The organism is Pseudomonas sp. RtIB026 (assembly GCF_016861355.2).
Classification (GTDB): Bacteria; Pseudomonadota; Gammaproteobacteria; order Pseudomonadales; family Pseudomonadaceae; genus Aquipseudomonas; species Aquipseudomonas peradeniyensis.
Window position 1 is genome coordinate 2,818,381 of the sequence record NZ_AP023348.2, and the last position, 13,237, is coordinate 2,831,617.

Below are 13,237 nucleotides of genomic sequence, written 5' to 3' on the forward strand. Positions count from 1 at the left end.
GCTCACATGATGTTCGATGCGCGGGCCGGCCAAAGGTTTTACTGGGCTGGGCGTGAGGTCTCCACGCTCAGCACTTCGGTATAGATGGCTTCTACGGTCTGGTCGAGCTTGAGATTCTTCATGCGTGCCTGCAGTTCGGGGTCCTCGACCTTGACCACCTGCAGCTTGCCTTCCGGTGGCAGCAGGGTGACTTCGTGTGTGTTCAGGTCGATCTTCTTGATCTGCGAGGTGACCTTGACCTGACGGAACGCCTCGCCACCCGGGTTGGGGTTGTCCTTGGTGGCGCGGATGGTGCCCGACTCCTCGGAGGCCTTGGGAGCGCCGCCGACATTGGTGTTGAGCACATAGGCGATGGCACGGGTCACTTTGATATCGACCTGATCGCCCACCTTGAGATTGGGCAGGGCCTTGGCCTGTTCGGTGAGCTGGAAGGTCACGTCCTTGTCGTGGGGGCCCTTCACCGTGACCTGGCGGTTGGGCAGGTCGATCCTGGTCACTTCAGTGGTGACATGGCTTTCCAGCGCTTCGCTGGCGATGGGCAGTTCGGCGGCGTGGGCGGTGAGGCTGGCGGCGGACACTAGCGAGGCGAAAGCAACAGCGCGTGCGAGGGTGGCAGTCATTGGCCTGTCTTCCTTGTGGTCGATACCGGTGGGTGTATGCGAGAAGAAGCATAGACACTGGTTGGCAGGTGTGTGGCCAATGCTGGCCTCATCGCGGGGCAAGCCCGCTCCCACGACTGTCAGGCAGCGGTACCAACGTGGGAGCGGGCTTGCCCCGCGATGAGGCCGGTTCAGGCACTACAAAGGTTGATGATCACGCTCGCGCTTGGCCTTGGACACACTCACCGCCCCCGGCAAGCTCACGGCGTTCTTCGCCGCCAGTACTTCGGCCATCACGCTCACCGCGATTTCCGCCGGGGTCTTGCTGCCGATGTAGATGCCAATGGGCCCATGCAGCCGTTCGAGCGACTGCTCGGTTTCGCCGAAGTGCTCGATCAGCCGTTCGCGGCGCAGCTGGCTGTTACGTCGCGAGCCGATGGCGCCGATGTAGAATGCCGGACCATGCAGGGCCTCTAGCAGCGCCAGGTCGTCGAGCTTGGGATCGTGGCTGACGGCGATGATGCAGGTGCGCAGATCGGCCTTGAAGTCGCGTACCACATCGTCCGGCATGCCCTTCAGGTATTCGACGCCGGCGACCGACCAGGTGGCCATGTGCTCGGGCCGAGGGTCGCACACCGCCACCCGGAAGCCGTTGAACAGGGCCATGGTCGCCAGGTACTCGGCCAGCGCGCCAGCGCCGATCAGCAGCATGCGGTAGCCGGGGCCGAGGGTGTTGGTCATCTGCCGGCCGTCGAAACGGAACTGTTCCGGGGTGGCGGTGGGTTCGAGGTTGACCGCGCCGTCGGCCAGGGTCAGTTGGCGACGCATCAGCTGGCCGCTGTCGAGCTGCTCCAGCAGTTGTCGCAGCGAGGCGGCGGCGGGCATGAATTCGAGGATCAGCTCCAGCGTGCCGCCGCACGGCAGGCCAAAGCGGTGGGCGTCGTCGGCGCTGATGCCGTAGCGGATCACCTCGGGTGCCCCTTCGGGCAGGCCGGGGCCGCCGTAGGCGGTGGTGTAGCGGTGGATCAGGTCGTCCTCGATGCAACCGCCGGATACACTGCCGACCACCCGACCGTCGTTGCGCAGGGCCATCATCGAACCGACCGGACGCGGCGACGAGCCCCAGGTGCGGGCGACGGTGGCGAGCAGCACGCGGTGGCCGGCCTGGAGCCAGTCATGGGTGGTGCGCAGGACCAGCAGGTCGATGCTTTCCATGGTGTATGAAACCTCGTGTTGCCGAGTGCCTGTGGGAGCAACGGTCTTGCTCAATGTCTAAAAGCTGACACGATCCCTGTGGGAGCAACTGTCTTGCTCAATTTTTAGAATCTGGCGCGATCCCTGTGGGAGCGGGTTTACCCGCGAACACCGGCAGAGCCGGTGCCATCCACCGTGTCACCGGCTTCGCGGGTGAACCCGCTCCCACAGCGCTGCTCAGCGCATATGCAGGATGATCGGGCTGCTGCTGGCCGGGTCGGTATGCCCGCGCAACGCGCCCACCGCCTTGGCCTCTACCGCGCCGCCGTGATTGCCCCACGCACTGCGGGCGAAGCTCAGCACCTGGGCGATCTCCTGGTCCGATAACTGCTCGCGGAACGCCGGCATGCGGTAGGCATCCGGCACCCCGGCGGCGACGATGCGCTGCGAGCCGTTGAGGGTGATGTTGATCGCCGAGGCATTTTCCGCGGCCAGCATCGAGGTGGCGCCCGCCAGCGGCGGCATCCACTCGGCCTGGCCCTTGCCGTCCAGGCCATGGCAGCTGGCGCAGCGGGTCGCGTAGGTATGCGCCCCCGGCGTGTCGGGCCCCGCGGCTACCGCCTGATACTGCCAGGGTGCGCCGTCACGCCCCGGGTCGCCGGGCAGCGACTTGAGGTAGCGGGCGATCGCGTTCAGGTCGTCGTCGCTCATGAACTGCGTGGAGTTGTTGAACGCCTCGGTCATCGAGCCGTACACCACCGCATGCTTGTTTCGTCCGGTCTTGAGGAACTGCACCATCTCCGGCTCGCTCCAGCGCCCGAGTCCGGTGTTGTGGTCCTGGCGCAGGCTCGGCGCGTACCAGCCATCGAGCAGGGCGCCGGCGAGGAACGGTGCGCCGCTCTCGTCCAGGGCCTTCTCGTTGAAGGCCAGGCCCCGAGGTGTGTGGCAACTGCCGCAGTGGCCGGGGCCCTGGACGATGTAGGCGCCGCGATTCCACAGCGGGTCCTGGTCGGCCTTCTGCGCATAGGCGCTGGTCGGCGCGAACAGGCCGTTCCACAGGGCGATGGGCCAGCGCAGGTTCAGCGGCCAGGGAATGTCGCTGGGGACATTGGCCTCGGCGGCTGGCTGCACGCCCTTCATGAAGAACGCATAGAGCGCCCGCACATCGTCGTCGCTGAGCTTGACGTAGGACGGGTAGGGCATGGCCGGGTACAGCCGTCGCCCACCCGGCGCGACGCCCTGGCGCACCGCGCGGTCGAAGTCGGCCAGGCTGTAGGCGCCGATGCCGTGCTCGCGGTCCGGGGTGATATTGGTGGCATGGATGGCGCCCAGCGGCGTGGCCATTTCCAGGCCGCCGGCAAACGGTGCCTTGCCCGGCAGGCTGTGGCAGGCCACGCAGTCGCTGAGCCGGGCGACGTACTCGCCACGGCTGACCAGGGCGGCGTCGGCGCTGTCGGTGGCGCTGAAGGGCGAGGCGGGCTCGCGGGTGACGTACCAGGCCAGCAGGCCTGCCGCGACCAGGCACGGCAAGGCCAGCCAGCCTGCGGTTCTTGCGAATCGGCTGTTGTTCATGGGCTGTCCTTGTCGTGTCAGCTGAAGGTATGGCGGCTCAGGGGCATGCTGCGCACGCGCTGGCCGGTGAGCTGCGCCACGGCGTTGGCCACCGCGGGCGCCACCGCCGGCAGCGGTGGCTCACCGATACCGCCCATCTTCGCCCCGCTCTCGACGATGCGCACATGCACCCGGGCCATGCGCGACGGCGGCAGCACCGGGTACAGGTCGTAGTTGCGCGCCCGTGGCACGCCGTTGAGCCACACCGCCTCCTCCAGCAGCACCTGGGACAGGCCCAGGGACACCGCGCCGTTGACCTGGGCTTCGATGATCGCCGGGTTGACGATGCTGCCTGGGTCGATGGCCTGCCAGATGTCGTGCACCCTGACCTGGCCGCCCTCCAGCGATACCTCGGCGATCACCGCCGCCTCCGAGCCGAACGGCGAGGCCATGGCCACGCCACGGGCGCGCTTGCTGCCGTCCTCGGCGGTGAACGGGCCGCGTTTCCAGCCGCCGGACAATTCCGCCACCGCCTGCAGCAGGGTGGTCAGGCGAGGGTTGCCCTGCAGCAGTTGCAGGCGCAGCTCGTAGGGGTCATGGCCGCCCTTGTCGGCCAGTTCATCGAGGAACGACTCGTAGAAGAAGTCGTTCAGCGAGTTGCCCACCGAGCGCCAGTAGCCGAGCATGGCCGGGCCTTTGACGTAGATCTGCGCAATGCGCTTGTTGGCGATGGCGTAGGCCTTGCCCGACAGCCCTTCGAGGGCGGTGGGGTCGACCTTGTCACCCTGCTTGCCGGCGAGCGCCTCGGTCGGACCTTCGGTGGCGCTGATCGCCTCGATGGCCACCGGCAGGCCTTTGTCGTCCAGGCCGGCGCGGAACTTGACCACGGCCATGGGGCGCATGGCATCGCGCAGGAACTCCTCTTCGCGGCTCCAGATCAGTTTCACCGGCCGGCCCACGGCCTTGGCCAGGGCGATGGCCTGCGGGTAGGGGTTGGCCGAGTCGTACAGGAAGTGGCGGCCGAAGAAGCCGCCGAGCAGTGGCGAGTGCAGGGTGATCCGCGCAGGGTCCAGGCCGGTGCGCTTGGCGATGTCGTCGCGGAACATGTCCTGGGCCTGGTTCGGCAGCCACACCTCCAGGCTGCCGTCGGGGTTGAAACGGGCGGTGGCGGAGGGCGGTTCCAGCTGAGCATGGTTGAGGTACTGGTTGTGGTAGGTGGCCTCGACGGTGGTCTTGGCGCTGGCCAGGGCGCCAGCTACGTCGCCCTGGTTTTCCTCGTCGCGGCTCGGCCCGGTCTGGGCGGCCAGGTGGTCGCGCCAGCCGTCAGTGGAAAAATCGGCGGGCATTGGCCGCACCTGGCTGTCGGCAGCCGCCTCCTTCCAGTCCACCTGCAGCGCTTCGACCGCGCGCTTGGCGTGCCACCAGCGTTCGGCGACCACGGCCACCGCGCCGGGCAGCTGGTGCACCGAGTGCACGCCCTTCATGGCCTTGACCTGTTCCTCGTTGCGCAGTCCGCCGACGCTCATGCCCAGGCGCGGCGCATGCTGCACGGCGGCGTGGAGCATGCCGTCGACCTTGATGTCGATGCTGTAGATGGCCTTGCCGGTGGACTTGTCGTAGGCGTCGAGGCGTTGCACCGGCTTGCCGATCCAGCGGAACTGGCTGGGGTCGCGCAAGGTGACGCTGGCCGGGTCCGGCACCGGCAGGTCCATGGCCGTTTCGGCCAGTTCACCGTAGCCGAGCGAACGGCCCGAAGCGGCATGCACCACCTTGCCCGGCTCGGTGGTCAGCTCGCTCACCGGCACGCCCAGCTGCTGGGCGCCGGCTTGCAGCAGCATGGCCCGGGCCAGGGCGCCGAGGCGGCGCATGGTCGGGTAGCTCATGCGCACCGACATGCTGCCGCCGGTGATGCGCAGGCCGTTTTCCATGACCACGTAGGCTTCGCCGGCGGGCGCGCTTTCGACCAGGAAACGGGCAGGCTCGAGGTCCAGCTCCTCGCCGACGATCTGCGCCATGGCGGTGTTGACGCCTTGCCCACCCTCCATGAATGGGCTGAGCAGACGCACGCTGCCGTCCGGGCGCAGCTCCAGGAAAGCCGGCACCTGGGTACCGCGCTCCGTGGCGCTGGCGGCCTGTACGCGTGGTGCACCCACTGGCAGGCCGAAGCCGAGCACCAGCGCGCCCACGGTGGTGCCGACCAAAAAGCGCCGGCGCGACAGGTTGACGGTTTCGCCTGCTGGCAGTTTCAGCAAGTCTTCGGGGGTATCGATGCGTGTGCTCATCAGGCTTTACCCCCTTCGGCGAGATCGTGCACGGCGGCATGGATGGCGTTGTAGGTGCCGCAGCGGCACAGGTTGACCATGGCCGCGTCGATCTGCGCAGCGCTGGGCTTGGGCGTGTGCTTGAGCAGCGCGGTGGCCGCCATCACCTGGCCGGACTGGCAGTAGCCGCACTGGGCCACCTGGTGCTCGACCCAGGCGGCGACCACGCGCTTGCCAACCGCGTCGTTTTCGATGGCCTCGATGGTGGTGACCTCGCGGCCGACCACGCCGGCCACCGGGGTGACGCAGGCGCGCACCACGTTGCCGTCCACCAGCACCGAGCAGGCGCCGCACTGGGCCAGGCCGCAGCCATACTTGGTGCCGGTCAGGCCCAGGTCGTCGCGGATCACCCAGAGCAAGGGCGTGTCGGCGTCAGCCTCGACCTGGTAGGTCTGCTGGTTGATTCGTAGTTCCATGGGCTCACCTGCTGATCATCGGTTGTGGAAGCGGGGAATACGCTGTTCCCCAATCCAGAAACGCTAGCACAGGGGCCCATTGCGCAACCGATACACCCCACAGATTCAGAGGATCAGGCAAGCAATCCGGCGGAATGCGCAAGTAGCCTCAATCGATGCGCGGATGCTGTTGCGCGAGGGTCTGGCGCCGGGCCTCGAGCTCGGCGATCTGTGCGTCGATGTCCTCGATCTTCTGCTCGATGTTGTCGTGGTGCTCCTGCAGCAGCTCGCGGGCTTCCTCGATGTCCGAGGCGGCCGGGGCGGCGCCGCGCAGCGGGCGGTTGGCGGTCTCCTTCATGGTCAGCCCGGTGAGCAGGCCGATCACGGCGATGACCATCAGGTAGTAGGCCGGCATGTACAGGTTGTCGGTGGTCTCCACCAGCCAGGCGGCCAGGGTCGGGGTGAGGCCGGCGATCAGCACCGAGATGTTGAAGGCGCTGGCCAGGGCGCTGTAGCGGATATGGGTGGGGAACATCGCCGGCAGGGTCGAGGCCATCACGCCGATGAAGAAGTTCAGCAGCACGGCGAGGATCAGCAGGCCGGCGAAGATCACCGCCAGCTTGCCGCTGGTGATCAGCATGAACGCCGGGATCGCCAGCAGGAACAGGCCGACGCTGCCAATGATGATGAACGGCTTGCGTCCCCACTTGTCGCTGAGCAGGCCGATGATCGGCTGCACGAAGAGCATGCCGACCATGATCGCGATGATGATCAGCACACCGTGGTCTTCGCTGTAGTGCAGGTTGTGCGAGAGGTAGCTGGGCATGTAGGTGAGCAGCATGTAGTAGGTGACGTTGGTGGCGATCACCACGCCGATGCAGGTCAGGAGGCTGCGCCAGTGCTGCGTGGCGACTTCCTTGAACGACACTTTCGGGCCGCTGGCCAGGCCTTCGCGGTCGCCTTGCTCAAGCTTGTCGACGTGCTGCTGGAACGCCGGGGTTTCCTCCAGTGCATGGCGCAGGTACAGGCCGATCAGGCCCAGCGGCAGGGCCAGGAAGAACGGCAGGCGCCAGCCCCATTCGAGGAACTGCTCCTCGCCGAGCACCGTCGAGATCAGTACCACCACCCCGGCGCCGAGGACGAAGCCGGCGATCGAGCCGAAGTCCAGCCAGCTGCCGAGAAAGCCGCGCTTGCGGTCCGGGGCGTACTCGGCGACAAAGATCGACGCGCCGGTGTATTCGCCGCCCACCGAGAAGCCCTGGGCCATCTTCGCCAGCAACAGCAGGATCGGCGCCCAGATGCCGATGCTGGCGTAGGAGGGGATCAGGCCGATGGCGAAGGTGCTCAGCGACATGATCACGATGGTCGCGGCCAGCACCTTTTGGCGTCCGTAGCGGTCGCCCAGGGCGCCGAAGAACAGCCCGCCCAGCGGGCGGATCAGGAATGGCACGGAGAAGGTGGCCAGGGCCGCGATCATCTGCACGCCGGGGCTGGCGTTGGGGAAGAACACCTTGCCCAGGGCATAGGCGACGAAGCCGTAGACACCGAAGTCGAACCACTCCATGGCATTGCCCAGGGCGGCGGCGGTGATGGCCTTGCGCATTTTGGCGTCGTCGACGATGGTGATGTCCTTCAAACCGATGGGTTTGACGGGTTTCCTGCGTGATTTCATGGGCCGTTGTCCTTGAGGCTTGAGGCTTGGGGCATGGCCATGGTTTGGCCAGCCTTGTACCTAAGGTCAGATACAACGGCGCGCTAAATAATTCCCTGCGGGGGCATTTGCGTGGGGTAAACCATGCGCGAATTCTGTAGGAGCGGCCTTGCGCCGCGAAAGGGCCGCAAAGCGGCCCCGGCGAATTATGCGTCTGCGCTGAGATCCTGGGGCTGCCTTGCAGCCCTTTCGCGGCGCAAGGCCGCTCCTACACAGGGGAGGGCGCATGGCTTGAGGACGGCGCTGGTCAGAGCGTGCGAGACATCAACCAATGGCTATGCCCCCAGCCCTCGAACGGCGCCATGCGCGTCCAGCCGCGCTTGGCGTAGTACGCATCCTGATCGTGGGTATGCAGGTAGAGCGTGGCAACTCCGTTGCTGCGGGCATGCTCGCAGATACCTTCGATCAGTTGCTCCGCCAGGCCTTGCCCACGCGCCTCTGGGGCGACGAACACGCAGGCCAGCCAGGGACCGAGGTCGCGGCGCCCGGGCAGGTCGTCGCTGGCCAGGGCGGCACTGCCCAGCAGGCGGTCGCCGTCCAGGGCAACCAGGCATTGCCATTGACCGTTGTGTTGGCCTTCGGCGAATTCGCGTTGCCAGTCGGCCAGCGGCACGTCCGCGTATTCATAGTGGAACTGTTGGTGCAGCCATTGGGCGAGGGTATCGCTGTGGGCCATGTGGTGTTTCAGCCAGTCCAGGCGGCGCATGACGATGTCCTTTTCAGGGGCAGGAGGGGCGGACCTTTGCGCGAAGCATACACCGCGGTGCGTGATCGACGAGGATGATGGCGTTTTGATTTTAAGGGTGCGCAGCCGCTATCCTTGCGCCTGTATTCACCAAGGAAGAACCATGCGTCTGTCGTCCTGCCTCAAATCGGTTGTCGCCCTGTCACTGGCCGCCCTGCTCGGAGCCTGCTCCAACTACCACTACAAGGAGTACCAGGGTGACTGGGCGCCTGAGACGATGACGCCCTATGATCTCTCCGGCAACCAGGCCGACGCGCCGGTCGTGTACTTCGCCACCATCCGCTACCGCGCCCTGGGCGTGCCGTTCCATCGCCTGCTGCTGGCCACCCATGTCGATGACCAGTTGCTCGAGGGGGCCGGGCGCCGCTCGATCCTCGATATCGCGGGCAAGCAGGCGCTGCGGCTGACGCCGGGCAAGCACTCGCTGAGCTGGTGCTGGGCCTCGATGAACGCGCTGGGGACCGGTGGCGGCAAATGCGGTTTCACCGCGCGCGACGTCGAGTTCCGTGCAGGCAAGCGCTACATCGTCGACTTCGACACCGTCGATGCCATCAACGGCCCGCCCGGGCGAGAGACGATGACCATCACCATCACCTCCGAGATTCGCGACCTCGATACCCGGGAGGTGGTCTACCCGCCCAAGGGCAGCGAAGCATTGACCAAGAGCATGGACGGTTGATCGACCCGACCCGCGCAAGCTGGCTCAGCGCGTGTAGATGGGTTTTCCGGCAAACCAGGTCTGCAGCACCTGGGTGTCGCGCAGCGCCTGGGGTGCGACACTGAAGATATCGCGGTCGAGTACGATCATGTCGGCCTGTTTGCCGGCCTTGAGCGAACCGATCTGCCGTTCCAGACGCATGGCCCGGGCGGCGTTGAGGGTATAGGCCTGGAGCATCGTCTCGCGGTCGAGGGCCTCGGCGGCGTTGAGCACGCCCTTGGGACCGACGCGGCTGATGGCCTGGTAGATGGCCTGCCAGGGATCGGGGGTGCTGATCGGCCAGTCGCTGGCGCCGGCGATGGTGGCGCCAAGGGCAAGCAGCGAGTGCGCCGGGAAGGTGTGCAGGAAGGCCATGGCATCGACGTAGGGCTTGACCAGCTCCAGGTTGGCCTCGTCGGCGCTGGCCCAGTACAACTGCATCGAGGCAATCACGTCCAGCTGCTTGAAGCGTGCGTACTCTTTCGGGTTGACCATCTGCAGGTGGGTGATCGAGTGCGCGATGCCGCTGGCGCGATCACGGCGGGCCTGGGCCACGCCGTCGAGCGCCGCGCGCACGGCGCGGTCGCCGATGGCGTGCACATGCACCAGCCAGCCACGGGCGTCGGCGGCGCTCACCAGTTCGCCGAAGTGCGCCGGGTCCAGCAGCAGTTCGCCGTGCTGCCCCGAGTTGCGGTAAGGCTCGAGCATCGCCGCGCTCTGCGCCGGCATCTCGGCGACGCCATCGGCGAACACCTTGATGCCGGGCAGGGTGAGGTTGGGTACGCCGAGGAACTGCCGGCGCACCTTGTCCAGCTCATCCAGGTCGGCCGGACGGGCTTTGGAATCGGCCATCAGCAGCGCGGCCACATGGGCGGTCAGTTCGCCGCGCAGGGCAAGGGCCCTGTACACCGGCAGCACGCCGAGCGAATCGTTGTGTACGTCGGCACCGGGCAGCTCGTTGGCCAGCGGGTCCATCCAGCCGGTGACGCCCAGGCTTCGATAGTGCGCCAGGGCCTGGCGCCCGGCGCTCATCAGTGTGTCGTGGGTCAGTGTCGGCAGCAGGTCGGTGACCGGGTACAGCCCGGCGTCGACGAGAAAGCCGTTCGGCGTGCCGTCCGAGTGCTGGCCGATGGTGTTGCGGGCCACGGCTGGCAGGGCGGCGATCTTTGCCGCATCGATGCCGGCACGGGTGAGCATGGCGCGGTTGGCCCAGCCGGTGTGCATGTCGTTGGCGGCGAACAGGATCGGTTGGTCGGCCCACTCGCCCTGGTTGAAGCGCTGCTCGAGCGCGGCCAGGTCGTCCCAGTAGGTCGGCGGCAAGCCGCCGACGCTGAGGAACTCGCCGCGTCGTGCCTTGCCGTCCTCACGCCACTGGCGCAGGCGTTGTTCCAGCGCGTCGAGGGGGATCTGCACACCGGCCAGGTCGGCCAACTCCAGCTGCAGGCCACCCTTGATGGCATGGGAGTGGGAGTCGAGTAGGCCGGGCATCAGCACCTTGCCGCCCAGGTCGATGGTCCGCGTGCCATCGACCTTCAGGCGCAGCACGGCCTGGTCGGAGCCCACCGCGACGATCTTCTCGCCCTCCACCGCCACGGCTTGCTGCAGTGGCTGGCCCGGCTCGGCGGTGTAGACCTTGGCGTTGTGCAGGATCAGGTCGACGGCGGCGAAGCCGGGCAGGGCGGCGCAGGCCAGGCCGGCGCCAAGCGCGATCTTCAGGAACTGCTTCATGCGATGCCTCGTGCTTGATGGGGGAGGCGGCAGGCTAGCCAAGCGGGAAGGGTGTTTAAACGGCACGGCAGGCACAACTTTATTCGCGTTCTGGAAAGAGTGCTTGCTGCTCCCCATCGATTGCCGCCTGCGCATGAATCCATGGATACTCCACGGCGCCCCAAGTGTGCCAACCAGGAAGCAACCATGGACAAAATGACGGCCCTGACCATCTTCGTCGCCGCCGCCGAACACGGCAGCTTCAGCCGTGCCGCCGAGCAGCTGGGCAAGACGCCGTCGGCCATCACCAAGGCCGTCGCCCATCTGGAAGCCGAGCTGGGGGTGCGCCTGTTCGAGCGCACCACCCGACGCATGGCGCTGACCGAAGCCGGCACCCTCTACCTGGAAGGCGCGCGACAGGCCTTGATGCATCTGCAGCGGGTCACCGAAGAAGTGGAGCAGTTGCAGCATGAACTGCGCGGCACCTTGCGCATCACCGCACCACCGTCGTTCGGCCCGGCCTTTCTCAACCAGGTGTGCTGCCGCTTCATGCGCGAGCACCCGCAGGTGCGCCTGGAGGTGAACCTCAACGATGCCAACGAGGACCTGATCGACGGCGGCTACGACCTGTCGCTGCGCGACGGTCCCACCGACCAGCCCGAGCTGATCGCCCAGCCGCTGATCGAGAACCGCGTGATCCTGTGCGCCAGCCCGGACTACCTGGCCCGACGCGGCGAGGTCATCAACCTGGACAACTACGCCCAGCATGACTGGCTGCTGCTGCGCCACCCGTTGCTCAACCGCAGCTTCTGGTGGATCGAGCACGAGGGCCAGACCCAGCGCGTGCGCCAGCCGACGGCCAGGCTGGTCAGCGACAACTTCGACTTCCTGCTGGCCTGCCTGCTCGATGGCCAGGGGCTGCAGTTCATCCCCACCTGGTGCGCGGCACCCTACCTGGCCAATGGGCAACTGCTGGAGGTGATGCCTGATTACTGGCGGGCGCTGAGCGCGTTCGGTCCCTGGGTGCATGTGCTGTACCTGCCGCATCGGCGCAATACGCGCAAGGTGCAGGCATTCATCGCCCTGTTGCATGAGCACTTGCGCGGGCAGGGCCTGCGCGCCTGAGTTTTTCCTGGCGGGCACAAAAGTTGTGCGGGGCCTGGCGATGATCGGGGTGGGGCCTCGCCGCTAGGCTTGCCGCTCGCGTCCCATCAGGAAAGCCGCCGTGAAAATTCATACCTGCGTCACCGATACCCTCGATCCCCATGCCCGCGGCCGTCAGGTCGGCGAGCGCTTTGCCGGGCAGATCGGCGAGACCACCCAGCTGTACCTGGACTTCTTTCCCCGCGTCGGCGTGACGCTGGGCGAAGCGCAGCGCATCGGCGAGAACAGCGTGGCCGCCCTCGAGGCCTGGAGCCCGGACCTGGCGGCGGAAATCACCGGCCTGGCCAGTGGCAGCGGCCTGCCGTTGTGGCAGTTGGCGAGCCTCAACGCCCGCACCGAGGTGCTGGCGGCACGCACCCGCCACAGCGAATGCTCCACCACCGTGCACGCCCCCCGTGGCCCGCGTGCGCCGCAGACCCTGCAGACCTGGGACTGGCACGACAGCCTGTGCCCCCATGGCCTGATGCTGGCCCTGCGCAGCCGCCAGGGCCTGGCGGTCAAGCTGTTCTGCGAGTTCGGCATGCTGGCCAAGCTGGGGGTCAACAGCGCGGGCCTGGGCCTGCACTTCAACATCCTTCACCACCGCAGCGACAACACCGCCGGCGGCGTGCCGGTGCATGCCATCGCCCGACGGCTGTTGGAGGAGGCTCGCAGTGTCGACGAGGCCATCGAACTGGCCCGTTCGGCGCGGGTCAGCGCCTCCACCGTGCTCACTGTGTTCTCCCGCGAGGACCGCAGCCCACGTGCGGTGAGCATCGAGCTGAGTCCCGAGCGCACGGCGCTGGTGCTGCCCCGCGAGGATGGCTGGCTGTTGCACACCAACCATTTCCTAGACCCGCAGCTCAGTACCGGTGAGCAGGTCGCCGACCGGGCCGAGACCGAGGGCCGGCTGGCCCATCTGCAACAGGTGGTCGGCCAGATGACCAGCGCCGACCCGCGTGCCCGTGCCGAGGCCATGTGCGGCGCTGCGGGCGATGCCGCGCCGATCTGCTTCCATCCGGACCTGGCGCTGCCCGACACCGAGCGCTGGGAAACCCTGCTCAGCGTGGCCATCGACACCGAGCACGGCCATCTCGACTACGTCGCCGGCACCCCGCTACAACTGGCCAAGGCCGGCTGCCAACGTTTCTGAGCCCATCCGCATCACGAGAAC

The 13,237-nt window shown here is 67.1% G+C and carries 11 protein-coding genes; 3 read left to right on the top strand and 8 right to left on the bottom strand.

What is annotated here, in order from left to right; all coding sequences use genetic code 11:
- Positions 1-38 precede the first annotated feature (38 nt).
- The 7 genes from PRtIB026_RS12785 to PRtIB026_RS12815 form a co-directional block, all read right to left on the bottom strand.
- Positions 39-620, bottom strand: coding sequence for a hypothetical protein (locus PRtIB026_RS12785; protein ID WP_203647308.1), 582 nt, complete (start codon positions 618-620; stop codon positions 39-41).
- A 177-nt stretch (positions 621-797) separates the two neighbouring features.
- Positions 798-1,814 carry an XdhC family protein gene (locus tag PRtIB026_RS12790; RefSeq protein ID WP_267813872.1) on the bottom strand — a complete coding sequence of 339 codons (1,017 nt, stop codon included), beginning with the start codon at positions 1,812-1,814 and terminating at the stop codon, positions 798-800.
- A 216-nt stretch (positions 1,815-2,030) separates the two neighbouring features.
- The gene (locus PRtIB026_RS12795) at positions 2,031-3,365 is read right to left on the bottom strand and encodes a c-type cytochrome (RefSeq protein WP_203647306.1); all 1,335 of its coding nucleotides are present in this window, start codon (positions 3,363-3,365) and stop codon (positions 2,031-2,033) included.
- 17 nt (positions 3,366-3,382) lie between these two features.
- The gene (locus PRtIB026_RS12800; protein ID WP_203647305.1) at positions 3,383-5,626 is read right to left on the bottom strand and encodes a xanthine dehydrogenase family protein molybdopterin-binding subunit; all 2,244 of its coding nucleotides are present in this window, start codon (positions 5,624-5,626) and stop codon (positions 3,383-3,385) included.
- Complete coding sequence (locus tag PRtIB026_RS12805) at positions 5,626-6,081, bottom strand: (2Fe-2S)-binding protein (RefSeq protein WP_203647304.1); 456 nt, start codon at positions 6,079-6,081, stop codon at positions 5,626-5,628. Before PRtIB026_RS12805 ends, PRtIB026_RS12800 begins: the two co-directional genes overlap by 1 nt.
- A gap of 148 nt (positions 6,082-6,229) precedes the next feature.
- The gene (gene proP / locus PRtIB026_RS12810; RefSeq protein WP_203647303.1) at positions 6,230-7,732 is read right to left on the bottom strand and encodes a glycine betaine/L-proline transporter ProP; all 1,503 of its coding nucleotides are present in this window, start codon (positions 7,730-7,732) and stop codon (positions 6,230-6,232) included.
- Between the two features lie 286 nt (positions 7,733-8,018).
- Positions 8,019-8,477, bottom strand: coding sequence for a GNAT family N-acetyltransferase (locus tag PRtIB026_RS12815; protein WP_203647302.1), 459 nt, complete (start codon positions 8,475-8,477; stop codon positions 8,019-8,021).
- A 142-nt stretch (positions 8,478-8,619) separates the two neighbouring features.
- Between PRtIB026_RS12815 and PRtIB026_RS12820 the strand changes: the two genes are divergently transcribed.
- Positions 8,620-9,195: a hypothetical protein gene (locus PRtIB026_RS12820; protein WP_110739648.1), complete on the top strand. Its 576-nt coding sequence runs from the start codon at positions 8,620-8,622 to the stop codon at positions 9,193-9,195.
- A gap of 24 nt (positions 9,196-9,219) precedes the next feature.
- On the opposite strand, the gene PRtIB026_RS12825 is transcribed toward PRtIB026_RS12820, so the two are convergent.
- Positions 9,220-10,941, bottom strand: coding sequence for an amidohydrolase (locus PRtIB026_RS12825; protein ID WP_203647301.1), 1,722 nt, complete (start codon positions 10,939-10,941; stop codon positions 9,220-9,222).
- A gap of 186 nt (positions 10,942-11,127) precedes the next feature.
- Here PRtIB026_RS12825 and PRtIB026_RS12830 point away from each other — a divergent pair, with 186 nt between their 5' ends.
- Complete coding sequence (locus tag PRtIB026_RS12830; RefSeq protein ID WP_110739646.1) at positions 11,128-12,045, top strand: LysR family transcriptional regulator; 918 nt, start codon at positions 11,128-11,130, stop codon at positions 12,043-12,045.
- A 100-nt stretch (positions 12,046-12,145) separates the two neighbouring features.
- Positions 12,146-13,216: a C45 family autoproteolytic acyltransferase/hydolase gene (locus PRtIB026_RS12835; RefSeq protein WP_203647300.1), complete on the top strand. Its 1,071-nt coding sequence runs from the start codon at positions 12,146-12,148 to the stop codon at positions 13,214-13,216.
- Positions 13,217-13,237 lie beyond the last annotated feature (21 nt).

Bases quoted from the DNA above. Each gene is read 5' to 3' on its own strand.
- PRtIB026_RS12790 (WP_267813872.1), bottom strand. From the start codon at position 1,814: ATGGAAAGCATCGACCTGCTGGTCCTGCGCACCACCCATGACTGGCTC.
- PRtIB026_RS12820 (WP_110739648.1), top strand. From the start codon at position 8,620: ATGCGTCTGTCGTCCTGCCTCAAATCGGTTGTCGCCCTGTCACTGGCC.
- PRtIB026_RS12795 (WP_203647306.1), bottom strand. From the start codon at position 3,365: ATGAACAACAGCCGATTCGCAAGAACCGCAGGCTGGCTGGCCTTGCCG.
- PRtIB026_RS12785 (WP_203647308.1), bottom strand. From the start codon at position 620: ATGACTGCCACCCTCGCACGCGCTGTTGCTTTCGCCTCGCTAGTGTCC.
- PRtIB026_RS12815 (WP_203647302.1), bottom strand. From the start codon at position 8,477: ATGCGCCGCCTGGACTGGCTGAAACACCACATGGCCCACAGCGATACC.
- proP (WP_203647303.1), bottom strand. From the start codon at position 7,732: ATGAAATCACGCAGGAAACCCGTCAAACCCATCGGTTTGAAGGACATC.
- PRtIB026_RS12800 (WP_203647305.1), bottom strand. From the start codon at position 5,626: ATGAGCACACGCATCGATACCCCCGAAGACTTGCTGAAACTGCCAGCA.
- PRtIB026_RS12825 (WP_203647301.1), bottom strand. From the start codon at position 10,941: ATGAAGCAGTTCCTGAAGATCGCGCTTGGCGCCGGCCTGGCCTGCGCC.
- PRtIB026_RS12830 (WP_110739646.1), top strand. From the start codon at position 11,128: ATGGACAAAATGACGGCCCTGACCATCTTCGTCGCCGCCGCCGAACAC.
- PRtIB026_RS12805 (WP_203647304.1), bottom strand. From the start codon at position 6,081: ATGGAACTACGAATCAACCAGCAGACCTACCAGGTCGAGGCTGACGCC.